A 23711-nucleotide genomic window follows, 5' to 3' on the forward strand; every position below is an offset into this window, starting at 1 on the left:
GCGACCAGGGCCGCCCCTCCCCCTAAGCCCGAATCGGGCGGAACCTCCCTACCCGACCCCGCAACCCGAGGACACCTCCCCACCCGAACCGCAACCCCAGGGGCACCTCCCCGCCCGAACCCGAATCGGAGGCGACATGACCTCCGCTCTGGAAGACCTTCCCGTCAAACCCGCAACGGAGCCGACATGACACCCCCTGTGTCAACCTCACGCCGCTTGAGGCTCCATGAATGCCGCTGCGGCCCCGTGTTTGGTGGGGTTGTAGGGAACGCCGTCGAGCCAGCATCGCCAGATCACCCGGACCCAGGCGCGGGCCAGGATCCGGATGGCGTGGGGATGGTCCTTGCCGCGGGCGCGGGCTCGCTGGTAGATGTCGGCGGCCCATGGACTGGTGTGACGGCTGTTGCCGGCGAAGGTGGTGATGGCCTGGCGCAGGCGTTTGTTGCATGCCCACCGGTAGCCGACCGCGTGGTGGCGGCCGGAGGCCTTGGTGACGGGGGCGACGCCGGCGAAGGCCGCCACCGCGTCCGGGCCGTCGTAGGCGCTGCGGGCATCGCCCCACTCGGCCAGTATCTGGGCGGCGTTGATCAGGCCAGAGCGTGGCAGCGAGGTGAAGACCTGGGCGTCGGGATGGGCGGCCAGGTGAGTGGCGGTCGAGCGGTCCAGCTCCTTCTTGACCGTCCCGAGCGTCGTCAAGACCGTGACCAGGGCCAGTACCGCGTCCCGGCCTGCGGCGGTCTCGGCCTCACCGGTGGCCCCGGGTGGTGCCGACCGCAGCCGAGCCAGCAACTGGGCGGCGGGCCGTTTGCCGGAGTAACCGTGCTTGGCACAGAACGACGCGATCCGCTTTTCACCCAGCCGAGCAGCGCTCACCGGAGTGGGGTAGGCGGTCAGGAACGCCAGCGCGATGGGCGACTCAACATCGGCGAAGATCTCTTTGGCACCGGGCCAGAACGCATCCAGCAGCGCCGACAGCATGTTGGTGGCCATTACGCGCAGCTTGATGATGTCATCGCGGGTGCGTACCACGGTGCGCAGCGCCTTGGTCTGCCCGGAAAACGGCCGGGCCGGGGTCAGCTTGTGCTGGCGCAACCGCAGGTATTCGGCGATGACGTGGGCGTCTCCGGCGTCGGACTTGGCCCCGGACAACACCTCGGCATCTCGCCAGGCCTTGATCGCGTTCGACTTCACCGGGACCACGGGATGCCCGGCCTCCAGCAGCACATCGACCAGGCGGCCGTCGGGACGCTCGATCCCGATCGGCAGTTGCTCGGCCTCACCGAGCCTGCCCAGCCTGCGGGCCAGGTCGGCGAATCCGGCGGCGGTGTGAGCGATGGTGAACCGGGTCTTCACCCGGCCCGCCTCATCCAGCACGCACACCGCATGCTCGGCCGAACCCCAGTCGATCCCGACGTAGTAGACGCAATCTTGCAGTGCCACAAGGCTCCTCACGCAGCTCGACACAATCCACAGCGTGATGCCGGTGACGGGACTGCTCTCCGGGCGGTCACTGACCGGCGCTCTACGGCGCGTCCCTCTGTTGCCGGTCAACAGACCCGAAAGAGCCGGGGGCGGCAGTGTCATGCGGGCCCTCAACGAGCCACCACCACCAGGCCGTCACCCCGGCTCTCACCGGCATCCAACCACAAGCACTCTTTCAGCGCTCGCAAGAAGAAGGTGCACCAGTGACCACCACCACCACAGCGCCCGGCCGGCCGGACCGCGCCCCCTCCGTGGCGACGACCCTCGCCGACCTGCGCCGCCTCGTCACCCGCACCCTGCGCCACGAGGCCCGCACGCTCGACGCCCTCCTGGTGAACATCGCCCTGCCGATCCTCATCATGATCATTTTTGTGTACGTCTTCGGCGGCGCGATCACCACCGGATCCAGCGGCCTGGCCTACATCGACTTCGTCGTCCCCGCCGTCCTGCTCATGGCCGGCGGCTACGGTGCCGCGCTGTCCGCCGTCAACATCGCTGAAGAGATGACCGGAGGCATGATCGACCGTTTCCGTACCCTGCCCATCAGCGGCTGGGCCCTTCCCGCCAGCCACGTCATCGCCTCACTGGTCCGCAACGTGGTCACGACCGGGTTCGCCCTGACCGCGGCCGTCCTGCTGGGCTTCCGCCCCGACGCCACCGCCACCGACTGGGCCCTCGTCCTGGCGCTCATCTCCGGCTACATCCTCGCGGTGTCCGCCCTCGCGATGCTGTGGGGCCTGCTCGTCAGCTCACCCCAGGCGGCGGGCGCCTTCAGCTTCGCCGTCATCTTCTTCCCGTACCTGTCCGACGGCGTCGTCCCGGCGGAGACCATGCCGCCGCTCCTGCGCGGCTTCGCCGAGCACCAGCCGACCACCCCCATGGTGGAGACACTCCGAGCCCTCCTGCTCGACCGGCCGATGGGCGACGCCGGCCGGCTGTCCGCGGCCTGGCTCACGGCCGGCGTAGTGATCAGCATGCCGATCGCCGCCTTCCTCTTCCGCCGCCGCACCACGACATAAGGAACCCCCACCCCCACCCCCACCCGCCGCGCCCCCACCCGCCGCGCCCCCACCTGACCGCCTGACCGCCTGGACTCAGCTTGTCGCTGTCGCTCCGCGCGCCGACCTCTCTTCTTGCCATCCGGAACGTCGCTCCGTATATTTAACGGAACGCCGTTCCGATTGCTTATGATCCCGAAGCAGAGTGCGGCGACCATGCGACGCCCGCTTGCGGAAGCAAGCTCCACCCAGGACTCCGGTAGTGCGCCCCCATCGGCGGTGGCCGCCGGCGTTGAAAGGACCAACCGCTCGATGTCACACAGCCCTCGGCCCAGTTTCGGCATCATGACCGCCCCCTCGCAGGTCGACTACCACGACATCCTGCGGGTCTGGCGTGAGGCGGACACCATCCCGGAGATCGAGCACGCGTGGTTGTTCGATCACCTCATGCCGATCGGCGGCGACCCGGGCGGACCGGCCTACGAAGGCTGGACGCTGCTCTCGGCCCTGGCCGCCCACACCCGGCGACTGCGGCTCGGCGTGATGGTGACCAGTAACCGACTCCGTCCGCCCGCGATGCTGGCCAAGATCGCCACGACCGTCGACATCGTCTCCGGCGGACGCCTCGAGTTCGGCATCGGCGCCGGCTCACGACCCGACCACCCGCTGGCTCGGCGCGAGTACGAAGCACACGGCCTGCCCTTCCACGACTTCGCGCACGCCGTGGGGAGCCTGGCCGAAGCGTGCACGGTGATCCGGCGGTTGTGGACCGAGGAGAAGCCGTTCGACCTCCACGGCACCTACCACCACCTCACCGGAGCGTTCGGCAACCCCAAACCCGTCCAGCGCCCGCACCCTCCGATCCTCATCGGCGGACGCTCCGCCGCGACGCTGCGCGTGGCCGCCGAGCACGCCGACAGGTGGAACATCCCGGGCGGCGACATCGACGACGCCGCCGAGCGCAGCGCACTGCTGGACCGCCACTGCGCCGAGATCGGCCGCGACCCCGCCTCGATCACCCGCTCGATCCTCCTGCCCGTCTCTTACGACCACCCCGGCACCACACGGGCCGCGATCGGCGAAGCGCTCGACGCCGGCTTCCGCCACATCGTCCTCGGCCTGTCAGCGCCCTACCCCGCCGACGTCGCGCGATGGGTCACCGACGAGCTCATCGGCGCATCGATCCAGACAGGCCTCTTGCGCAGTCCGTAGGCAGAGCAGGACGGCCCCCTCGAACAGGGACATCTCTCTTGTACAGTCCGCAAACAGGGCGGGATGACTCAGCATTTCGGCCCTCAGGGCGTCCGGGGGCCCGCGGGGCCCGGTGGGTCAGTGGGTGGAGGCTAAGGTGCGCTTCCTGGAGGCGTAGATGTCGTCGATCAGGTGGTAGGTGCGGGCCTGCTCCGCCGTGAAGATGCGGTCTCGTTCGATGTCCTTGCGGATCTCCAGTGGTGTGCGGCCGGTGTGCCGGGCCAGGATCTCCTCCTGCTGGTCGCGCATGCGGAGGATCTCTCTGGCGTGGATCTCCATGTCGCTGGACTGGCCGCGGCCGCCTTCCGTGGCGGGCTGGTGGAGGAGGACGCGGGCGTGGGGCAGGGCGGCGCGCTTGCCGGGGGTGCCCGCCGCCAGCAGGACCGCCGCCGCCGAGGCCGCTTCGCCGATGCAGACGGTGTGGATCTCCGGCCGGACGAACTGCATCGTGTCGTAGATGGCCGTCATCGCGGTGAACGAGCCGCCAGGCGAGTTGATGTAGAGGTTGATGTCCTGGTCGGGGTCGATCGACTCCAGGGTGAGCAATTGCGCCATCACGTCGTTGGCGGAGGTGTCGTCGATGGGGGTGCCGATGAAGATGACCCGGTCCTCGAAGAGCTTGTTGTAGGGGGTCTGCCGTAGGACGTGCGTTCGGTGAAGGAGGGCAGCACGTAGCGTCCGCTCATGTCAGTTCATCCTTTCGGCGAGGTGGTCGACGAAGCCGTACTCCAGCGCCTCCTGGGCGGTGAACCAGCGGTCCCGGTCGGAGTCGGCCTGGATGCGCTCCAGAGGCTGGCCGGTGTGGTGGGCGATGATCTCGGCCATCCGGCGCTTGGTGTGGAGGAGGTTCTCGGCCTGGATCTGGATGTCGGTGGCCGAGCCGCCGATGCCACCGAGCGGCTGGTGCATCACGACCCGGGCGTTGGGCAGGGCGTAGCGCTTGCCGGGAGCGCCGGCGCAGAGCAGGAACTGGCCCATGGACGCGGCGAAGCCCATCGCGACCGTCGCCACGTCGCAGGGAATGAACTGCATCATGTCGTACAGCGCCATGCCGGCGGACACGGATCCGCCCGGCGAATTGATGTAAAGGGTTATGTCCGCCTTGGAATCCTCTGCCGCCAGCAAAAGCAACTCGCCGCACAGCTTGTTACAAATGTCGTCGTCGACCTCCTGGCCGAGAACGAGGATGCGCTGCTGCAGCAGACGCTGGCTGAGCTGGTCAGGCCACTGCGAGCGCTGAGTCTCCGTCATGGGCATCGCCTTTCCGCGGAAATCATTTACACCGAAGACGCTAACCCCGGACGTCGCGAACAACGGAATCTTTTCGCTGGGGGCGCATTTCTCTCCAGGCGCATTCATCCGTGAGCGAATAAAGGTCGACATACAATCACCACTGTGAGATGGAACCGCTTGCTGACCCGGCGCTGGGCATGCCTGATCCTGGGCGGGGCCCTGTTGATGCCGTACATGATGGCGGGGGTCCTCATCTCCGGGCTGGCGCGGGGCGAATCGGCCGACCTGCTGCTGCCCGTGGAGATCGGCGTCTTCGGCGCGGTGCTGCCCGTGGTCGCGCTCACCGGGCTGTTCCTGCCCGTGCGCTCGCTGGAGGTGAACGCCGCCCAGGGACTGCTGGGCGCCCGTGTCGAGTTCGCGCCGGGTCCGGCGTACAGTCGCCGGTCATGGCAGGAGCGGCGGCGCACGGCCGCCTGGTTCACCCTGCACCTGGGCATCGGTGGCCTGGTCAGCGGGTTCACGCTGGCGGTCGTGCCGTTCACCCTGTTCACCCTCGCGCTGCCGTTCGTCACCCTGTCGACCAAGGTGCTGGGCTTCGCGGTGGAGACCGGCTGGCCCGGGGTCGGCTGGGCGCTGCTCGGGCTGGGGGTGCTCGCGCTGCTGGTCCTGGTGGTGGCCGGGGCGGGGGCGCTGCTGGCCAGGCTGGCCCCCGTCCTGCTCGGCCCCACCCCCGCCGAACGGCTCGCCACCGCCGAGGAGCACGCCCGCACCCTGGCCGAGCGCAACCGGCTGGCACGGGAGTTGCACGACTCGGTGGGCCACGCGCTCAGCGTCGTCACCCTGCAGGCCGCCGCCGCGAGCAGGGTCCTCGACCGCGACCCGGCCACCGCCAGAACCGCGCTGGCGGCGATCGAGCAGTCGGCCCGCGCCGCCCTGGAGGACCTCGACCACGTCCTGGGCGTCCTACGCGAGGGCGAAGACCGTGACCCGCAGGCGACGCTCGCCGATCTCGACGCGCTCGTGGCCGCCTCGGGCGCCGAAGTGCGGCGGGAGGTGGGCGACCTGTCCGGCGTCCCCGCCGTGATCTCCAGGGAGGCCTACCGCATCGTCCAGGAGGCACTCACCAACGCGATCAAACACGGTCAAGGTCCGGTGAATCTGGCGGCCAGCGTACGAGAGGACGTACTGGACCTCCAGGTCACCAACGCGACAGGCGACGGCATCGGACCCAACGACGGTCACGCTGTCGGAGACAGCGCCGGACACCTCGGCGGAGACAGCGGCGGGCATTCCGCCAGAGACAGTGCCGGACACGGGAGCGGCGGGCGCAGGGGCGGCAGGGGGGTCACCGGGATGGCCGAACGGGTGCGGCTGCTGCGCGGTGAGTTGGACGCCGGCCCGGAGGAGGGCGGCTGGAGGGTGTCGGTGCGCTTGCCGCTACGGTCACTGTCATGACAATCAGGGTCGTGGTCGCCGACGACGAGGACCTCATCCGCACCGGTCTGCGTATCATCATCGACTCCGAGCCCGGCCTGAGCGTGGTCGGCGAGGCCGCTGACGGCGCGGCGGTGCTGCCGGTGGTGCGCCGCGAGCGGCCCGACGTGGTGCTGATGGACGTACGGATGCCGGCCGTCGACGGCATCCAGGCCACCAGCCGGCTCATGGAGCTGCAGGAGCCGCCGAAGGTGCTGGTGGTGACCACGTTCGAGAACGACGACTACGTCTATGACGCGCTCCGGGCGGGCGCCGACGGGTTCCTGCTCAAGCGCACCCGCCCGGACGAGCTGGTGCGGGCCATCAAGCTGGTGGCCTCCGGCGAGTCGCTCCTGTTCCCCGCCGCGATCCGCACGCTCGCCGGCCGCCGGCCCGTCGCCGAGGTGCCCGGCATCGGCCGGCTGACCGGCCGCGAGGGTGACGTGCTGCTCCTGATGACCAAGGGACTGTCCAACGGCGAGATCGCCGCCGAGCTGGTGGTCAGCCCGGAGACCGTCAAGACGCACGTCGGGAACGTGCTCACCAAGTTGGGCGCCCGCGACCGCACCCAGGCGGTCATCGCCGCCTACGAGTCCGGCTTCGTCTCACCCCGCTGACCCCGCCCAACAAACCCACGTACGACATGCCCTGACCCCGCGACTACCTCCGCAGCAGCTCGGCGACCGGCAGCCCCGTGGCCTGTGCCACCGTCATGCCGGTGGCCGCGAGATGCTCATCCACCAGGCGCAACCCCACCGCATACCCCGACATATCCGGAATGCCGCGCGGCTCCTGCCCGAACAGCCGCATGGCACTGTCCCCCAGCACGTACGCGGACGTATGCTGCATGCCCGCCAGCTCGAAGTCCTGCAGCGTCTCGGCTTGCTTCAAGTGGCAGAGCCTCTGCGGCGCGGGCCAGCTCCCGTTCGACCTGCCCGAGCACATCGGTGTCGGCCAGCCGCTGGACGGCGTCGAGGTAGCGCGGGTCGTCGGCGTCGACGCGGAAGCCGCCGCCCTGGTGGTGGATGCCGACGATGTCTCCCGGCATCGGGATGGCGGAGCGGATCGGCGCGAGCAGCTCCCGGAGCCCGTCGGGCCGCCGATCCAGCGGCTGCCGCAGCAACGCGGCCCATGGCGGCAACGGTGTCGTGAACGACGAATCTCATGCCGTGGACGCTAGAGCGTCTGCGATTCTCTGTGGTTTCCTGAGGGATTCAGGCTTCGGGCGGGCGTAGCGTGGTGTCTGCCGCTCCCGTACTCGGCTAGTGCGAGTACGGGGGTGGCTTTCACTTTGTGGAAGCCGGTCCGTTGGTGAGGATCGCGTGCAAGTCCTGTGCGGACGGCCGTTGGGCTGTCCGTCTGGGGTGCTTGGCCCGCCGGACGCTGTCTCACCGGGTGGGTGGGGGCGGGCACCAGACGCCGGTCGGGCAGCTGGCTGAAAGTCTTGTCCGTGCTGGATCGCTCAGTGGGTCGCTCGGGGGTGGGTCGCTCGGTGGGTCGCTGGCGGGTGGGTCGTTTGGGGGTGGGGCCGGTCTTGGTCCGGTCGTGTCGGGTGTGCGGGCGCGGGTGGAGGTCAGTGCGGGTGCGGCGGGCGCGTCTGGCGGCCCTGGTCGGCTTTCGGGGGCGGCGGGCGCGGCTGAGGTTGCCCTCGACGACGGTGCGGATGGTGCGGACGCCGGTGGTGCGGTCGGTGTGGGTGTGGTGTTGGGCGAGCAGGCCGCGGGAGATGATCCGTTCGGCGGCGGCTTGGTCGCGGTCGCAGGACAGGCCGCACCTGGGGCAGTGCGCCCATTTCCAGCCGCGCTGGTCGAGCCGGTCAGGGGCGGGCGCGTGGTGCAGGGGTGAGCTGCCCGCGCCGCAACGCGGACAGTATTTGCTGGTACCTCGCGCGGGCACCGTCACCACCGCGAGTCCGGTTTTGGCGGCCAGATGGCGGATGGCGTCGGCCACGCGTCCTCGGACTTGGCCGGACAGGGCGGCGTTCCCGCGTCGATGCCCGCGGGCTTCGAGGGTGGCAAGGTCTTCCAGGTAGATGACCGACGCCCCCAACGCAACCGCTTGGTCGACGGCCCAGCGGGCGGCGCTCCAGGACAGGGCGTTGTTCAGGTGCCGGATCCGCGCGCACACCCGCGCGTGCTCCCGGTCGGCCCGCTCATGTAGCGCGGCCACCTGCTCGTGGCGGGCGGTGTGGGGGTGCAGGCCGGTTTGGAGTTTGGCGTAGTGGTCGCGTTTGGCGGCCAGCGCCTCGCGGTGCCCGCGCAGCCGGTGCAGTTTGGCGCTGACCGGGGTGGCGTCGTAGATGAGCGGACGGCCATCACCCTCCACCCGCCCGCTGTGCAGCCGTCCGACGGTGCCGGTGAGCAGGGTGTTGACCCCCCAGTCGAACCCGACCGCGACCGTGTGGCCGGTGGCCGGGGCGTACGGCACGGTCACCGTAAAGGGCAGGTCGACCCGCACCCGGCCGTCCATCACTCGTAGGGTCGGGCTGCGCAGCCTGGCATCGGCCGGTATCTGCGCGGGCAGCGGGACCAGCAGCACATGCCACGCCCAATCCCGTCGGATGGCCGGCCGCGCACACAGCGGAAGCTGGACACGCAGCCGCGCGTCGGAGGCGCCGATGCGTTCCAGGGTGATGAGTTGCCGGTCGGCGGCTGCCAGCAGCACCTGCGCGGCCACCATCGGTGGCCCTTCCACCTCCACCACATCCACCCGGCGCACCTGATCGGCTTGACCGTCCTGGCGGGTCAGGTCGGCGGGGGAGAGCGCGTGGTCGTCGAGGTAGGCGCGTAGCTGCCGGGTCCGGTTACGGATCAGCGCGGACGACACCCCGCCACCCGCCTCCTTCAGCGCCGCGCGCAGCGCCGTCCACTCGGCGTCGGTGCGCCGGCCGGGATCGGCCGGCCAGGTCGCGGTGATCGCCGCCAGGATCGAGCGGCGATGCAACGCCAGCCGCAACGCCCGGGTGGCCTCCTCCTCGGCGCACCGGCGCACCCGATCAGAGACATACACCCCCACCGGAGCACCCGCCCCCCAACCGAGACGGCGCACCGCCATCCACCCCTTGGCGGGCAGAGCCCGGCCGTCCAGCCCGACACCCGCATCCAACCGGTCCAGATCCGCCCGATTCCAGCGCTCCGCCACCACCCCGGCCGCCATCTGCCGCACCAAAGCGGCCAGCCAGCTCACCCGCTCGGCCAGCACCCGCGCACCGACCACCTCACCCGTGGCTTCCAGCACGGCCCGAAAGGTCCGGCACGTCGCGGTGGACACCACCTCACCCATCGGCATCCACCTGACCCGCGTCCGCCCCATGACCTCAGCCCGTCGGGCCGGCTATAGCTTAGCGTGACGTTCCCGACACCCACGGATCATAGCCGAAACACAGCTACACATAGCGGACATGCAGCACAGTCTTGACCCTCACGTCACGTGAGGCTCAACTCACAATTGCGGCTCCTGCGGCGGCTCGTCCCCCGGCGAGCGTCCGGGCGTCGGCTCGCCACTGCGCGGGGCCGACGGGGACGGCGACGGCTCCTGCGGGTAGGGCGTGGAGGGGACGGGCGGCGGCGTCGGCAGGAACACCGTCGGCGGCAGCTGCCTCGGCATCGGATCGCCGCCGGACCTGCCCAGCAGCATCAGCAGCACGATCGTCACCAGGAGCACCAGCAGCGCCAGGAGCACGGCCACGGCGATCAGCACCCGCCGCCGCGTCTCGGTGAGCGGCCTGCGGCGCACCGGCGCGGCCAGCGCGGGCGTCCGGTCGGTCAGCCAGTAGGGGACGAAGTCGGGGCCGTGCGCGACGCCGATGAGCGTCCCGCCGACCATCACCGGCTCCAAGAACCGCTCGGCCCCCGGCTTGCCCGGCACGTACGCGACCGCCACCCACGGCGCGTGCCCGGTGTTCATGTCGAGCACCGGCGGCGCGTCCTCGGTGACGGTCGCGCGCCCCTTCGAGCCCAGCCCGAGCCAGCTCCGCACGCCCGACCGGTCCCCCGACGGCGCGGCCTCCTGCAGCGCGGTCACGAATCTCTCGCGGGCGGCCGCGTCGATCGCCGCCCCTCGCGTGAGTACGGCCAGCGAGACCGCACGCCCGTCGGACGCCTGCCCGAGATAGACGAACCCCGCCGGGGCCGAGTGCAGGCGGGCCTGCACCACGAACGGCCCCAGCCGTGGCGGATCACCGTACTGCAGCGGACTGGCCACATCTGCCATGAAAGCACAGACGTGGCGTCGTGCACGTTTGCGGCACGTTTGGTGGAATAGCGTCATGAGCGTCGCCGAAGAGCAGCCAGGCGGAACGGACGCGGCCCTGCTGCGTCAAACCCTCGACGAGGTACGGCGTGTCATCGTGGGGCAGGACCACATGGTCGAGCGATTGGCCGTGGCCCTGCTGGCGCGCGGCCACTGCCTGCTGGAGGGGGTGCCCGGTGTGGCCAAGACGCTGGCCGCCGCCACCTTGGCCACGGTCGTGGGCGGCACGTTCGCCCGCATCCAGTTCACCCCCGACCTGGTGCCCAGCGACATCGTCGGCACCCGCGTGTTCCACCCCTCCACCGAGAAGTTCGACGTCGAACTGGGGCCGGTGTTCGTCAACTTCCTGCTCGCCGACGAGATCAACCGGGCGCCGGCCAAGGTGCAGTCGGCCCTCCTGGAGGTCATGGCCGAGCGTCAGGTCACGCTCGCGGGCGTCACCCATCCGCTGCCCAGGCCGTTCATCGTGCTGGCCACCCAGAACCCGATCGAGTCCGAAGGCGTCTACCCTCTGCCGGAGGTGCAGCGCGACCGGTTCCTGTTCCGGGTCCGGGTGCCGCATCCGAGCGCGCACGAGGAGCTGGAGATCCTGCACCGGATGAGCGTCACCCCGCCCACGCCCGCGCGGGTGCTCGACCCGCAGCAGCTGATGGCGCTGCAGGAGGCGGCCGAACAGGTCTCGGTGCACCAGCTCGTCGCCGACTACGTGGTCCGCCTGGTCATGTCCACCCGCGCCCCCGCCGAGTACGGCCTGGCCGACCTGACCGACACCATCGAGATCGGCGTCAGCCCGCGCGCCACCCTGGGCCTGGTCGCGGCCGGGCGCGCGCTGGCCGTGCTGCGCGGCCGCGACTACCTGCTGCCCGACGACGTGCGCGACGTGGCCGTGGACGTGATGGCGCACCGCCTGATGCTCACCTTCGACGCGCTGGCCGACGGCGTCGACCCCGAACAGGTCGTCAAGCAGATCCTGCACGCCGTGCCCCCGCCCCTCGTCGTCTGGAACCAGAACCGGTGAGCGACCTATGAATACCGCCGAGCAGGCGCTGCGCCGGCTGGAGCTCACGGTGACCAGACGGCTGGACGGCCTGCTGCACGGCGCGCACCAGGGCCTGCTGCCCGGCACCGGCAGCGAGGCCGGCGACAGCCGCGTCTACGTGCCGGGCGAGGACGACGTGCGCCGCATGGACTGGGCGGTCACCGCGCGCACGACCGTGCCGCACGTACGGGACCTGGTCGCCGACCGCGAGCTGGAGACGTGGGCGCTGGCCGACCTGTCGCCCAGCATGGACTTCGGCACCGCCGACACCGACAAGCGGGACCTGGTGGTGGCCGCGGTCGGCGCGATCGGTTTCCTGGCCAGCAGGCTGGGCGACCGGTTCGGGGCGCTGGTGCTGCACGACGAGTTCGTGCACCGCATGCCGGCCCGCACCGGCAGGTCCGCGCTGTACGGGCTGCTGCACTCGCTGATGGACGCGCCGCGCGGTCAGGTGGTGCCCGACCCTCCTGACCTGGCCGAGGGCATCGACGTGCTGGCGGCCTCCCGCAGGCGGCGGGGCATGCGGGTGGTGGTGTCGGACTTCCTCGACGCGGAGCCGAGCCTGGACCCGGAGGCGGAGCGCCCGTGGGAGCGGCCGATCAGGCGGCTGGCCGCCCGGCATCAGGTGCTGGCGGTGGAGGTGATCGACCCGCGCGAGCTGGAGCTGCCGGACGTGGGCCGCGTCGCGTTCGCCGACCCCGAGACCGGGAAAGTACGCGAAGTGCACCTTTCACCCAAAATCCGCCACGCGTACGCCGAGGCCGCCGCCCTGCAGCGGGAGGGCACCCGGATCGCCCTCCGCCGCGCCGGCGTGGCCCACCTCGTGCTCCGCACGGACCGGGACTGGGTGTTCGACATCGCGCAGTTCGTCCTGCGCCAGCGGCGCACGCGCCACCTGGCACACCGGAAGGTGACCCCTTGACTTTTCTGTCGCCGCTCTGGCTCTGGCTGTTCGCCCTGGTGGCGCTGCTCGTGGCCGGATACGTCGCGGCGCAGTTCGCGCGGCGCCGCTACACCGTGCGCTTCACCAACCTGGCCCTGCTCAACCTCGTCGCCCCGGCCGGCCCCGGCTGGCGGCGGCACGTGCCGCCGATCCTGTTCCTGCTCATGATGTCGCTGCTGGTCGTCGGCGCCGCCAGACCCGCCGACGAGGTACGCGTGCCGCGCGACCGGGCCACCATCATGATCGCCCTCGACGTGTCGCTGTCCATGGACGCGGCCGACGTCGACCCCGACCGCATCAGCGCCGCCAAGTCCGCCGCCCAGGCGTTCGTCCAGGAGCTGCCGGACCGGTTCAACGTCGGCGTCGTCTCCTTCGCCCGCTCCGCCAACGTGGTCGTCTCCCCCACCACCGACCACCAGGCCGTGGCGACCGCGATCGGCAACCTGACCACCAGGCCCGGCACCGCGATCGGCGAGGCGGTCTTCAACTCGCTCGACTCGGTACGCTCCTTCGACCGGGACGCCGTCACCGACCCGCCACCGGCCGCCATCGTGCTGCTGTCCGACGGCGACAACACCTCCGGCCGCTCGGTCAAGGAGGCGATGGACGCGGCCCAGCAGGCGAACGTGCCGGTCAGCACGATCGCCTACGGCACGCAGGAAGGGACGGTCTCCATCGACGGCCGGCCGGTGAACGTACCGGTCAACAAGCAGACGCTGCAGGCTCTGTCCGACGGCACCAGCGGCCGCGCCTACACCGCCGAGTCGGGCAGCGAGCTGCGCGACGTCTACGAGCAGATCGGCACCTCCCTCGGGTTCAAGCTGGTCAACCAGGAGATCACCCAGCAGTTCATCGTGGCCGCGATCATCCTGGGCCTGCTGGTCGCGGGCGCCGCGGTCCTGTTCGGTACGCGCATCCCGTAACGTTTTCCCACGTGGCCCATTACTTCTCCGAGGACCCGGCGACCACGAGCCGGCCGGGCTCGGTCGACCTGGTCCTGCCCGACCTGCACCTGCGGCTGGAGACCGACCGGGGCGTCTTCTCGCCCGAGCGGGTCGACCTCGGCACCCGCGTGCTGCTGGAGTCGGTGCCCCCGCCGCCCCAGCACGGCGACCTGCTCGACCTGGGCTGCGGCTACGGCCCGATCGCGCTGACCATGGCCACGCGGGCTCCCGAGGCGACCGTCTGGGCCGTGGACGTCAACCGCCGCAGCGTGGAGCTCACCGCACGCAACGCTCAGGCCGCCCGCCTTTACAAAGTACGGTCGGTGCATGTGGATGAGATGCCCCCCGACGTCACGTTCCAGGCCATCTGGTCCAACCCCGCCATCCGCATCGGCAAGGCGGCCCTGCACGACATGCTCACCAGGTGGCTGACCCGGCTGGCGCCCGACGGCGTCGCCCACCTGGTCGTCCAGAAACACCTCGGCTCCGACTCCCTGCAGCGCTGGCTCGGCGAGCAGGGCTGGCAGGCCTCCCGCGAGGCCTCCAGGGCCGCCTACCGAATCCTGAAGGTGCACCGATGAGAAGGCAACTGCGCCCCACCGACGTCAAGCGGCTCAACCGGACCTGGCGCCGAAGCACCGGAAACCGGCTCGCGCTGATCCTGGAGTCGGTCACCGGCCCGTTCAACGTCGGCTCGATCTTCCGTAGCGCCGCCGCGTTCGGCGTCGACACGATCTGGCTGGCCGGCAACGCGACCCCGCCGACCAACCCGAAGGCGGGCAAGACCGCGCTCGGCACCGAACGCCTGGTCACCTGGCACGAAGCGATGCCCGCCACCGAGGCCGTCAAGGCGGCCAGGGACGACGGCTACACGGTGCTGGCCATCGAGCTCACCTCCGACGCCCTCCCGCTGCACAAGGCCGACCTGGCCCGCGACGTGTGCCTGGTGGTCGGCAGCGAGGACCACGGCTGCTCCCCCGCCCTGCTGGACGCCTCCGACGGCGTCTGCTACATCCCGCAGGTCGGGCGGGTCGGCTCGTTCAACGTCTCGGTGGCCGCGGCCATCGCGCTGGCCGAGGCCCGCCGTCAGGAGTGGCAGAATCTCCCTGATTCGTAACCTCATTGTTCACCCGCGAGAGGCATACTGCAGACCGTGCTCAGCCGTCGATTCGCCTTTCTCGACCACCCGGGCCCCCTCGCCTTCGCTCACCGTGGCGGCGCCGCCGAAGGCGCCGAGAACTCGGCCGAAGCGTTCGAGCGGGCCGTGCGGCTCGGCTACACCCACCTGGAGACCGACGCGCACGCCACCGCCGACGGGGTGCTGCTCGCCTTCCACGACCACACCCTGGACCGGGTGACCGACCGGCGCGGCCGCATCTCGGAGCTCCCCTACAGCTCGGTCAAGCAGGCCCGCATCGGCGGCACGCACGAGATCCCGCTGCTCGAGGACCTGCTGGGCACCTGGCCGGACATCCGCTTCAACATCGACGTCAAGGAAGCCGCCGCCATCGCGCCGCTGGCCGAGGCGGTGCGGCGCACCGACGCCTACGACCGGATCTGCCTGACCTCCTTCTCCGACGAGCGCCTGATGCTGGCCAGGGCGGCGCTCGGCCGTGAGGTCTGCTCGGCACTCGGCCCGCGCGGCGTCGCCACCCTGCGCGCCGCCGCCACCACCTCCGGCTACGGCCGCCTGCTGGTCCGCCTGTCCCGGGCGGGCATCCCCTGCGCCCAGGTCCCGGTGGGCTTCCGCGGGCTGCGCGTGACCACCCGGAGCCTGGTCCGCACGGCGCACGCCGTCGGCATGCAGGTGCACGTCTGGACGATCAACGACGTCCCGCGGATGGAGCAGCTGCTCGATCTGGGCGTCGACGGCATCATGACCGACAACATCACCGGGCTGCGCGACGTGCTGGAGCGGCGCGACCAGTGGCATCCCGGCCGCATGGCCGCATAGGAGCGACTCGACACATGCCCACCCCCGCACCCCCCGCGGACCCCCCTGTGGACCCCACCGCCGAATCCCCCGCGGCACGCAGACGCGAGCAGCGCGGCTGGTACGTCTACGACTGGGCCAACTCCGCCTTCTACACCACGGTCATCTCGGTCTTCCTCGGCCCCTACCTCATCGCGGTGGCCAGGACCGCGGCCTGCGCCCAGGACTTCCCGCAGATCGCCGCCGCGACCTGTGCGGACGGCTTCGACCGGTTGACCGTACAGAATCCCGGTTTGGGCTATGTCGACGTGCTCGGCATGGACATCAGGCCGGCCGCCTTCTTCGGGCTGATCACGACGGTGGCGGTGCTGGGGCAGATCCTCATCCTGCCGATCGTGGGCGCGCTGGCCGACCACATCGGCCGCAAGAAGGAGATGCTCGGCATCTTCGCCTACGCGGGCGCGCTGGCGGCGATGGGCCTCTACTTCGTCGAGGGTGACCGCTACCTGCTCGGCGGGGTCCTGTTCATTCTGGCCAACCTGGCCTACGGCTCCTCGATCGTGGTCTACGACTCGTTCCTGCCGCAGATCTCCACGCCGCAGGAGCGCGACCACGTCTCCTCCCGGGGCTGGGCCATCGGCTACCTGGGCGGCGGCCTGCTGCTGGCCCTCAACCTGGTGCTCTACCTCAACTACGAGGCGCTCGGCCTGACCCAGGGCGAATCGGTGCGGATCTGCATGATGTCGGCGGGGCTGTGGTGGGCCACGTTCACGATCGTCCCGCTGCTGAGGCTGCGCAACCGGCCGGTCCCGGCACACGAGCGCACCACGCCGGCCGCGATCGGCGGCAGCTTCCGCCAGCTCGGCCGCACCCTCAAGGGGCTGCGCCAGTATCCGCTGACGATGCTGTTCCTGGTGGCCTACCTCGTCTACAACGACGGCATCCAGACCGTCATCGGCAACAGCGCGGCCTTCGCCTCGGAGGCACTCAAGCTGAAACCGGATGTGCAGATCAGCGCGATCCTGATGGTGCAGTTCGTCGCCTTCTTCGGCGCGCTGCTGCTGGGCTCGCTGGCCCGCCGGTTCGGCACCAAGCGCACGGTGCTGGCCAGCCTCGTGCTGTGGACGGTCATCGTGGTGATGGCGCTGTTCGTGCGCGAAGGCGACGCGCTGCAGTTCTATCTGATGGCCTTCGCCATCGCGATCGTGCTGGGCGGGAGCCAGGCGCTGTCACGCTCGCTGTTCTCCCAGGTGATCCCGAAGGGCAAGGAGGCGGAGTACTTCAGCCTCCTGCAGATCAGCGACAAGGGCTCGGCCTTCATCGGCGCGCTCACGGTGACGATCGCGCTGCAGCTCACCAACAGCTACCGCATCGCCATCCTGTCCATGATCGTGTTCTTTGTGCTGGGCTTCGTCCTGCTGGCCCTGGTCAACCTGCCCAAGGCCATCCGCGCCGCCGGCAACGAAGTCCCCGAGGGAATCTGAGCTCACCATCGTCGAAGAAAGTGGAGGTCAGGCAAGATCTTCGGCCGCCACGCCCGGGCCGCCACACGCCCGTCCCCCCGCCGACCGGCCGCGGTTTCTGACGCCTGACGACGCCCCGCCGTCCTAACTGCTAGCCGGTAGCGCGATTGGATCACGCCGTGGATGGGAATCCCATCACGGTACCAAGCGTTACACACCGTGGGAGACAGACCCCCCACGCATGGGGGCCCTGTAGGAGGCATTTAAACATGGGCGAGCGCGCGCTTCGTGGCACCCGGCTCGGGGCAACCAGCTACGAGAACGACCGTAACACGGATCTGGCCCCCCGCCAGGAGGTGTCCTACACCTGCCCAAAGGGTCATCACTTCGACGTTCCGCTTGCCGCCGAGGCCGAGATCCCCGCGACCTGGGAGTGCCGCATGTGCGGCGCGACCGCGCTGCGGGTGGACGGCGAGCAACCGGAGTCGAAGAAGACGAAGCCCCCGCGGACACACTGGGACATGCTTCTAGAGCGGAGGTCCATCGAGGACCTGGAAGAGGTGCTCAACGAGAGGCTGGCGGTCCTGAGGGCCCAGCGTCGCAAGAGCGCCTGACGACATCTCACGGTGAAAACCCCCGGGCCGGCGGCCCGGGGGTTTCTCTACGCCCGCATGCACCCCGCCTGGTCCGAAGCGCGTGGTCACTCGCACTTCGTTCCGGCGTGCGGTCAGGCGTCGTGGTCCTCGCGGATGACCTCGCCGTGCACTACCCGGCCCTGCGGCGACTCCCCTCGCGCCGCACCCGCGGGCGCCGCACCCGGCGGGACCGGAAAGAGGTTCGCGTACGGCGAGGCCGCCGCCATCCTCTTGACCCGCCGGTCGAAGAACCACACGCCGAGCCGCCGCATCGCCGGCCTGGTGAACGGCAGGATGCAGAGCACCCCCAGCACGTCACTGAAGAACCCCGGCGTCAGCAGCAGCACGCCACCCACCAGGATGAGCCCGCCGTCGGCCAGCTCGCGATCGGGCAGCCGGCCCTCCTGCAGTGAGCTCTGCAGGCTGTGCCAGGCCCTGCGCCCCTCGCGGCGGATCAACCAGGTGCCCAGCAAGCTGATGATGATCAGCAAGGCCACGGTCGGCCAGCCGCCGATCACCGTGCCCACCTGAATGAGCAGCCAGATCTCCAGCACGGGGATCACCAGGAAAGCCAGGAAAAGCAGGAGCCGCATCGTCGCCTCGCTTCAGCATTCGTCTACGTCAAGGACAACGCCCGGTGCGGCCGATGCGTTCCGGAGACGCGACAGAATCGGACACCGCTGGGTCAGCCTCGACGTCTGCGCAGCCTGGTCGGCAGGCCGGTGACACCCCACTGGGTGACGCGCCAGAACGCCTCGGCCATGACCCGGCCGCTCATCTTGCTGGTGCCGACGGTGCGCTCCACGAACGTGATCGGCACCTCGGCCACCCGCAGCCCGTGCCGCGCCGTACGCAGGGTGAGGTCTACCTGGAAGCAGTAGCCCTGGGACTCCACGTCGTCCAGGCCGACCTTGTCCAAGGTGGCCGCCGGGTAGGCGCGGAAGCCCGCCGTCGCGTCGCGGACCGGCAGGCCGAGCATGATCCGCGTATAGAGGTTGGCCCCTCTGGACAGGAACTCCCGCGAGGCCGGCCAGTTGGTCACCCGGCCGCCGGGGACGTAGCGTGACCCGATCGCCAGGTCGGCGCCGTCGGCCAGCGCCGCGAGCAGCCTGTTCAGCTCCTCGGGCTGGTGCGAGCCGTCGGCGTCCATCTCCACCAGCACGTCGAAGCCCTCCGACAGGCCCCAGCGGAATCCGGCGATGTAGGCGGCGCCCAGCCCCTGCTTGGCGGGCCGGTGCAGGACGTGGATGTGATCGTCGTCGGCGGCGAGCGCGTCGGCGATCTCACCGGTGCCGTCGGGGCTGCTGTCGTCGGCCACGAGCAGGTGCGCCTCGGGCAGCGCGGCCCGCAGCCGCTCGGCGATCTTCGGCAGGTTGTCGCGCTCGTTGTAGGTCGGGACGATGACCAGCACCCGCCCAAGAGTCTCCATCGTCACTCATTCCCCATCCGGTCGTGCCGTCGCCTGCGCCATACGGCCGCGAGGACCGCCGCCGCTCCCAACACGATCAATGCCCACTCCGGCACCGCTCCGACCTTGGTGGCGACCGTCGTCTCGGTCTGCACCGGCACCTTCACCACGGTCATGTCGGCGACGAGCTCACGAGTCTGCCAGGAGACTTTACCGTCAGGCGTGACAAATGCGGATATGCCAGTGGTTGCGGCGGTGACGACGGCCCTGTTGTGCTCGACGGCCCGCAGCTTGGACATGGCGAGCTGCTGCGCGGGGAGGTTGGACAGCGCGTAGGAGGCGTTGTTGGTCTGCACCACGATGGGCGTGGCGCCGGTCCGCACGGTCTCGCGCACGGTGTCGTCGTAGGCGACCTCGTAGCAGTTGACCGCGCCGATGGTGACCGGCCCCAGCTTCAGGTCGCCCGGCTTCTCACCGGGAACGGACTGCCTGCCGACCAGCGAGGCGCGGTCGTACAGGGCCATCACGAGGTCCTTGAACGGGGTGTACTCGCCGAACGGGACGAGCCGCTGCTTGTCGTAGTAGGCGCCCGGTCCGGCGACCGGGTCCCACACCAGGCTGCGGGTGGCCCGGTGCTCCTCGCCGATCGCCACCACGGCGCCGATCAGCGTGGGCACGCCGACGTCCTTCACCGCCTCGTCGATCGTCCGATGGGCGAAGGCGTCGCGGTAGGGGTCGATGTCGGTGGAGTTCTCCGGCAGGACCACCAGGTCGGGCTTGGGCAGCTCGCCGGCGCGCACGGCCCTGGCCAGCCGCTTGGTCTCCTCGGCGTGGTTCTTCAGCACGACGGCGGGCTCGTCGCCGAGGAAGTCCATCCCCCGGCCGGGCACGTTGCCCTGGACGATGCCCACGTTGACGGTGCGCCCCTCGTCGGCCGGCCGCGGCACCGCCAGGCCGAGCAGGGGGACGAGCAGGGCGAGCGCCAGCGGGATCGCCTGCCTGACGCCCGCGGCGGGCCGCAGCAGCGCGTAGGCGAGCAGGGCGCCGCACAGGGCCACGGCGAACGACACCAGCGGCGCGCCGCCCAGCGCGGCGTAGGGCGTGAAGACCGACTCGCCCTGGCTGAAGGCCACCCGCGCCCAGGGGAAACCGCCGATCGGCACCAGCCCGCGGATCCACTCCATGGCCACCCAGAGCGCGGCGAAGTAGAGCGGCCACAGCCGCAGCCTGAACACCAGCGAGACCGGCACCGCCATGGCGGCGTAGAACAGGCTCTCGACGCCCACCAGCATCAGCCAGACGTCGTCGCCGATCGTCCGCACCCAGACCAGCGCCGGCAGCAGGAACACCACGGCGCCCAGGAAGGCCACCCAGGCCGCCCGTCGCGGGCGCGCGCCGTAGAGCGAGGCCACGACCAGCCCCAGCCCCAGCGGGGCGCACAGCCACCAGTCCAGCGGCGGGAAGGACAGGAAGAGCAGCACGCCACCGGCGACGGCCGCGGCCACGCGGCCGGACAGGACCCATTTCGACTCGGGAGCGGGCGTGCGGCGGCGCGGCTCGACCGCGACCGGACCGGGCGCGAGGGTGGGCGACGGGCCCGTCTTTTCCTGCACCACTCAGGTTCTCCTCGCGATTGGCACGCCTGCCTTGCGAAAACGCTACCGCCCCGGGGCCGCGCTCAGGTCACGGCACGACCAAGGGATGACGCCATCCGGGGCTGCGGCGTACCTGGCCGGACTCCAGAGCGGCGGCGGCGGGCGACCGGCGGCGCGGAAGCGGGAGGAGCGGTGGCGAGGGGAGCGGCAGGGTGGTCTCGTCGTGGACGAGACCACCCGGCGCGCTGACGATCCTGGGCACGAGAGCGGGAAGAGGGCCCGGGAACCCTTCGGACCGGATCCGTCTCGTCGGCGGCGAGCGCGAAATTCCGTTGTCTACTGGGCTCCCGGGCCCGTCCCGGGTCCAACCCCCCGCCCGGCTGGGGTGCCCCGACTCGACGGACCGACGGCCCTGCACCTGGCTGTGTGGACGGAGCTCGCTCCGTCACGGGCGCAGGATCCGACGATGTCAGAGACGGCCAACCGGCCAAGTCCCGTGCTGGACTGGGCAGCAAACTACCGACTCCACCTCAGATGTCAACCGTGTCCCGATCAGCAGGAACATCAAGTTTTCGCAGGTGGGAGCGTCTGGGCCAGCACCACTAAAGCGCCTTAATCACCATTTGCCGGACCGTTCGAGCGGCTTGGCAAGCCGCTCAGCGCCTGCGACAGGGGCCGTTCGTGGACGACTCCGAGCCGTTGCGTGGCACGGGTGAGAGCGACGTAGAGGTCGCTCGGCCCGCGCGGCGACTGCCCGGCGATGAGGTCGGGCTCGGCGACGATCACCGAATCGAACTCCAGCCCCTTGGCGTCGGCCACCCCGAGCACCGCCACGGGGGCGTCCAGCGCCGCCGCGCCGTGCGCCCGGCCCGCGCCCGGCGCGATCACCACCGCGCCGTCGACCGCGCCGAGAACCGCCTCGCCCAGCTCGGCGAGCATCGCGTCGGGCGCCACCACGGCCACCTTGCCGCCCTCCCCCACCTCCGCCTTGACCAGCTCCGGCAGCGCCGCCAGCGACGCCGACCAGGGCTCGGCGCCGCCTTCGCGGACCGAGGTCGGCGGCTCCAGCTCCGGATCGATGGTGGCGAGCACCCGCGAGGCCAGCGCCATCAACTCCACCGGCGTGCGGTAGTTGACGCTCAGCCGCTCCTGCCGCCAGCGCCCCGCCACGTACGGGTCGAGCACGTCGGCCCAGGAGCGGGCCCCGGCGGTCGAACCGGTCTGCGCGATGTCGCCGACGATGGTCATCGAGCGGGTGGGGACGCGGCGCATGATCGAGCGCCAGGCCATCGGCGACAGCTCCTGCGCCTCGTCCACGATCACGTGCCCGTAGGCCCAGTTGCGGTCGGCGGCCGCGCGCTCGGCGGTGGTCAGGTAGGGGCCGTCGCCGCGGTGCCGCTCGGCGAGGCGTTCGGCCTCCATGACGTCCGACAGACCGGTCAGCTCCAGGACCTCGCGGGCGTAGGCGAGCTCGGCCTCACGCTCGTGCTCCTCCGCCTCCCGGGCGGCGGCGAGCTCCTCCTCGGCCTGCATCGCGGTGGCGCGCAGCACCTGCTCGTCGATCTCGCCGAGCAGCTCGGCCGCCTCGTCGAGCAGCGGCACGTCGGAGTCGGTCCACTCGGCGACCCCGTCGCGCCGCAGCAGCTCCCGCTCCCGCGGGGACAGCGCCGAGGCGGCGTAGTCGAGCCGCTCGGCCGAGCCGTACAGGCTCACCAGCAGGCGCTGCGGGGTCAGATAGGGCCACAGCCGGTTGAGCGCGGCCCTGACGACCGGCTCGGTCCGCAGCTCCTCGCGCAGGTCGGCCAGCTCGTCGTCGTCGATCAGGCCCTTGCCGAGGGTCCGGGCCACCTGCCTGGCCAGGGCGTTGAGCAGGGACCTGACGAAGGTGGCGCGCGCCTGGTTGTGCGGGCGGCGGGACCGGGTGGCCTTGTTGCGCGCCGACTCCAGCATGTTGCGGTCGATGGTGAGGGTGTAGCGGCCCAGGTTCAGCTCGACGGGCTTGCGCGGCACCCGCTGCCGGTCGCGCACGGCTTTGGCGAGCACCTCGGCCATGCGCGGGTCGCCCTTGAGCGCGGCCACCTCCGACCGCTCCCTGGCGGTGGCGACCAGGCCGGGGTAGAGCTCGCCGACGGTGGACAGCAGCACGTCCGTCTCGCCGAGCGAGGGCAGCACCTGCTCGATGTAGCGCAGGAAGGTGAGGTTGGGGCCGAGGATGAGCACGCCCCGGCGCTCCAGGCGCTCGCGGTGGGTGTAGAGCAGGTAGGCGGCGCGGTGCAGGGCGACGACGGTCTTGCCGGTGCCCGGACCGCCCTGGACGACGAGCACGCCGCCCAGGTCGGACCTGATGACGCGGTCCTGCTCGGACTGGATGGTGGCGACGATGTCGCGCATCCGGCCGGTGCGCCGCTCGTCCAGCGCGGCCAGCAGCGCGGCCTCGCCGTTGAGCGTGGCGCGGTCGTCGTCGGTGAGCGCGTCGAAGTCGAGCAGATCGTCCTCGACGGCCTTGACCACACGTTCCTTGGTCTGCAGGTGGCGGCGCCTGGTCACGCCCATCGGCGCGGCCGGGGTGGCCCGGTAGAACGGCTGCGCGATCGGCGCCCGCCAGTCGATGAGCAGCCGCTCCTGCTCGTCGTCGCTCAGACCGAGTTTGCCGATGTAGAGCCGGCCCTCGTCGACGTGGTCGAGCCGGCCGAAGGTCAGCCCGCGCTCCACCGCCCACAGCCTGGCCAGCCGGGTGGCGTACATCTCGGCGAAGGTGTCACGCTCCGACCTGTTCTGCATCGTCCCGACGGCGCCCGCCGCCAGCACGTCCTTGAGTTGCCCCTGGGTGCGCTCACGCAACAGGTCGAGACGGTCGTAAAGGCGGGTGACATACGCCTGCTCCTTGGCGAGCTCTGTTTGACGCGTTGCCGCCAGACCATTAATGTGGGTAATGGGACACTCCGGGCTATTCTGCTTGTTGTTACGACAAACGACGACATTAGCATGCCTGTCGAGGGACTCCCACTCTTACACCCGATCCCCCTTCCGCTGGTGATCACGGCTCGGCTTCGACTCTTGACC

Annotated in this window: 22 protein-coding genes and 1 pseudogene; 12 read left to right on the forward strand and 11 right to left on the reverse strand. The window is 70.6% G+C overall.

The window, feature by feature from the left end; translation table 11 throughout:
* Positions 1-207: 207 nt before the first annotated feature.
* A complete protein-coding gene (locus tag OHA68_RS37815; RefSeq protein ID WP_327103042.1) occupies positions 208-1440 on the reverse strand; it encodes an IS110 family RNA-guided transposase in 1233 nt (410 codons plus the stop codon).
* Between the two features lie 245 nt (positions 1441-1685).
* On the opposite strand from OHA68_RS37815, the gene OHA68_RS37820 reads away from it, so the two are divergent.
* Both OHA68_RS37820 and OHA68_RS37825 read left to right on the forward strand, forming a co-directional pair.
* A complete protein-coding gene (locus OHA68_RS37820; RefSeq protein ID WP_327104547.1) occupies positions 1686-2501 on the forward strand; it encodes an ABC transporter permease in 816 nt (271 codons plus the stop codon).
* Between the two features lie 324 nt (positions 2502-2825).
* Entirely contained in the window at positions 2826-3692 is an 867-nt protein-coding gene (locus OHA68_RS37825; RefSeq protein WP_327104548.1) for an LLM class flavin-dependent oxidoreductase, read from the forward strand.
* Between the two features lie 117 nt (positions 3693-3809).
* Here OHA68_RS37825 and OHA68_RS37830 read toward each other — a convergent pair.
* Together OHA68_RS37830 and OHA68_RS37835 are read right to left on the reverse strand one after the other, a co-directional pair.
* A pseudogene (locus tag OHA68_RS37830) lies at positions 3810-4417 on the reverse strand (ATP-dependent Clp protease proteolytic subunit).
* A 1-nt stretch (position 4418) separates the two neighbouring features.
* Positions 4419-4982, reverse strand: coding sequence for a ClpP family protease (locus OHA68_RS37835; RefSeq protein ID WP_327104549.1), 564 nt, complete (start codon positions 4980-4982; stop codon positions 4419-4421).
* 144 nt (positions 4983-5126) lie between these two features.
* On the opposite strand from OHA68_RS37835, the gene OHA68_RS37840 reads away from it, so the two are divergent.
* Both OHA68_RS37840 and OHA68_RS37845 read left to right on the forward strand, forming a co-directional pair.
* Complete coding sequence (locus OHA68_RS37840; RefSeq protein WP_327104550.1) at positions 5127-6419, forward strand: sensor histidine kinase; 1293 nt, start codon at positions 5127-5129, stop codon at positions 6417-6419.
* Positions 6416-7054, forward strand: coding sequence for a response regulator transcription factor (locus OHA68_RS37845; RefSeq protein ID WP_327104551.1), 639 nt, complete (start codon positions 6416-6418; stop codon positions 7052-7054). Before OHA68_RS37840 ends, OHA68_RS37845 begins: the two co-directional genes overlap by 4 nt.
* 43 nt (positions 7055-7097) lie before the next feature.
* Here OHA68_RS37845 and OHA68_RS37850 read toward each other — a convergent pair whose 3' ends face one another.
* From OHA68_RS37850 to OHA68_RS37860, 3 genes are all read right to left on the reverse strand, one after another.
* Positions 7098-7328: a DUF2268 domain-containing putative Zn-dependent protease gene (locus OHA68_RS37850; RefSeq protein ID WP_327104552.1), complete on the reverse strand. Its 231-nt coding sequence runs from the start codon at positions 7326-7328 to the stop codon at positions 7098-7100.
* A gap of 285 nt (positions 7329-7613) precedes the next feature.
* Positions 7614-9719, reverse strand: a complete 2106-nt coding sequence (locus OHA68_RS37855; RefSeq protein WP_327104553.1) for a zinc ribbon domain-containing protein — start codon at positions 9717-9719, stop codon at positions 7614-7616.
* Between the two features lie 159 nt (positions 9720-9878).
* Positions 9879-10649 (reverse strand): hypothetical protein, encoded by a 771-nt coding sequence (locus OHA68_RS37860; protein WP_327104554.1) that lies wholly within the window; start codon positions 10647-10649, stop codon positions 9879-9881.
* 55 nt (positions 10650-10704) lie between these two features.
* Here OHA68_RS37860 and OHA68_RS37865 point away from each other — a divergent pair, with 55 nt between their 5' ends.
* From OHA68_RS37865 to OHA68_RS37900, 8 genes are all read left to right on the forward strand, one after another.
* Positions 10705-11706 (forward strand): AAA family ATPase, encoded by a 1002-nt coding sequence (locus OHA68_RS37865; RefSeq protein ID WP_189140552.1) that lies wholly within the window; start codon positions 10705-10707, stop codon positions 11704-11706.
* Positions 11707-11713: 7 nt separating this feature from the next.
* Positions 11714-12649, forward strand: a complete 936-nt coding sequence (locus tag OHA68_RS37870; RefSeq protein WP_327104555.1) for a DUF58 domain-containing protein — start codon at positions 11714-11716, stop codon at positions 12647-12649.
* Positions 12646-13593 (forward strand): VWA domain-containing protein, encoded by a 948-nt coding sequence (locus OHA68_RS37875; RefSeq protein WP_189140550.1) that lies wholly within the window; start codon positions 12646-12648, stop codon positions 13591-13593. Before OHA68_RS37870 ends, OHA68_RS37875 begins: the two co-directional genes overlap by 4 nt.
* Positions 13594-13604: 11 nt before the next feature.
* Entirely contained in the window at positions 13605-14195 is a 591-nt protein-coding gene (locus OHA68_RS37880) for a class I SAM-dependent methyltransferase (protein ID WP_327104556.1), read from the forward strand.
* A complete protein-coding gene (locus OHA68_RS37885) occupies positions 14192-14731 on the forward strand; it encodes a TrmH family RNA methyltransferase (protein WP_327104557.1) in 540 nt (179 codons plus the stop codon). Before OHA68_RS37880 ends, OHA68_RS37885 begins: the two co-directional genes overlap by 4 nt.
* A 36-nt stretch (positions 14732-14767) precedes the next feature.
* Positions 14768-15568 carry a glycerophosphodiester phosphodiesterase family protein gene (locus OHA68_RS37890; protein WP_327104558.1) on the forward strand — a complete coding sequence of 267 codons (801 nt, stop codon included), beginning with the start codon at positions 14768-14770 and terminating at the stop codon, positions 15566-15568.
* 14 nt (positions 15569-15582) lie between these two features.
* Positions 15583-17031 (forward strand): MFS transporter, encoded by a 1449-nt coding sequence (locus tag OHA68_RS37895; RefSeq protein WP_327104559.1) that lies wholly within the window; start codon positions 15583-15585, stop codon positions 17029-17031.
* A 248-nt stretch (positions 17032-17279) separates the two neighbouring features.
* Positions 17280-17624, forward strand: coding sequence for an RNA polymerase-binding protein RbpA (locus tag OHA68_RS37900; RefSeq protein ID WP_189140545.1), 345 nt, complete (start codon positions 17280-17282; stop codon positions 17622-17624).
* Between the two features lie 113 nt (positions 17625-17737).
* Here the strand turns inward: OHA68_RS37900 and OHA68_RS37905 are convergent, their stop codons facing one another.
* From OHA68_RS37905 to OHA68_RS37925, 5 genes are all read right to left on the reverse strand, one after another.
* Entirely contained in the window at positions 17738-18238 is a 501-nt protein-coding gene (locus tag OHA68_RS37905) for an FxsA family protein (RefSeq protein ID WP_327104560.1), read from the reverse strand.
* Between the two features lie 92 nt (positions 18239-18330).
* Positions 18331-19074 (reverse strand): polyprenol monophosphomannose synthase, encoded by a 744-nt coding sequence (locus OHA68_RS37910; protein ID WP_327104561.1) that lies wholly within the window; start codon positions 19072-19074, stop codon positions 18331-18333.
* Between the two features lie 2 nt (positions 19075-19076).
* Positions 19077-20666, reverse strand: coding sequence for an apolipoprotein N-acyltransferase (gene lnt, locus OHA68_RS37915; RefSeq protein WP_327104562.1), 1590 nt, complete (start codon positions 20664-20666; stop codon positions 19077-19079).
* A gap of 70 nt (positions 20667-20736) precedes the next feature.
* On the reverse strand, positions 20737-20910 hold the full coding sequence (locus tag OHA68_RS37920) for a hypothetical protein (protein ID WP_327104563.1): 174 nt from the start codon (positions 20908-20910) through the stop codon (positions 20737-20739).
* Positions 20911-21260: 350 nt separating this feature from the next.
* A complete protein-coding gene (locus OHA68_RS37925) occupies positions 21261-23429 on the reverse strand; it encodes a HelD family protein (RefSeq protein ID WP_407674526.1) in 2169 nt (722 codons plus the stop codon).
* Positions 23430-23711: the final 282 nt, after the last annotated feature.

Origin of the sequence: Nonomuraea glycinis (assembly GCF_035920485.1) — a bacterium.
Lineage (GTDB): Bacteria > Actinomycetota > Actinomycetes > Streptosporangiales > Streptosporangiaceae > Nonomuraea > Nonomuraea glycinis.

What these genes read in the sequence shown, in the direction of transcription:
- OHA68_RS37900 (WP_189140545.1), top strand. Translation starts at nt 17,280, where the DNA reads ATGGGCGAGCGCGCGCTTCGTGGCACCCGGCTCGGGGCAACCAGCTAC.
- OHA68_RS37865 (WP_189140552.1), top strand. Translation starts at nt 10,705, where the DNA reads ATGAGCGTCGCCGAAGAGCAGCCAGGCGGAACGGACGCGGCCCTGCTG.
- OHA68_RS37835 (WP_327104549.1), bottom strand. Translation starts at nt 4,982, where the DNA reads ATGACGGAGACTCAGCGCTCGCAGTGGCCTGACCAGCTCAGCCAGCGT.
- OHA68_RS37910 (WP_327104561.1), bottom strand. Translation starts at nt 19,074, where the DNA reads ATGGAGACTCTTGGGCGGGTGCTGGTCATCGTCCCGACCTACAACGAG.
- OHA68_RS37905 (WP_327104560.1), bottom strand. Translation starts at nt 18,238, where the DNA reads ATGCGGCTCCTGCTTTTCCTGGCTTTCCTGGTGATCCCCGTGCTGGAG.
- OHA68_RS37855 (WP_327104553.1), bottom strand. Translation starts at nt 9,719, where the DNA reads ATGGGTGAGGTGGTGTCCACCGCGACGTGCCGGACCTTTCGGGCCGTG.
- OHA68_RS37825 (WP_327104548.1), top strand. Translation starts at nt 2,826, where the DNA reads ATGACCGCCCCCTCGCAGGTCGACTACCACGACATCCTGCGGGTCTGG.
- OHA68_RS37845 (WP_327104551.1), top strand. Translation starts at nt 6,416, where the DNA reads ATGACAATCAGGGTCGTGGTCGCCGACGACGAGGACCTCATCCGCACC.
- OHA68_RS37885 (WP_327104557.1), top strand. Translation starts at nt 14,192, where the DNA reads ATGAGAAGGCAACTGCGCCCCACCGACGTCAAGCGGCTCAACCGGACC.
- OHA68_RS37925 (WP_407674526.1), bottom strand. Translation starts at nt 23,429, where the DNA reads ATGCAGAACAGGTCGGAGCGTGACACCTTCGCCGAGATGTACGCCACC.
- OHA68_RS37870 (WP_327104555.1), top strand. Translation starts at nt 11,714, where the DNA reads ATGAATACCGCCGAGCAGGCGCTGCGCCGGCTGGAGCTCACGGTGACC.
- OHA68_RS37860 (WP_327104554.1), bottom strand. Translation starts at nt 10,649, where the DNA reads ATGGCAGATGTGGCCAGTCCGCTGCAGTACGGTGATCCGCCACGGCTG.
- OHA68_RS37895 (WP_327104559.1), top strand. Translation starts at nt 15,583, where the DNA reads ATGCCCACCCCCGCACCCCCCGCGGACCCCCCTGTGGACCCCACCGCC.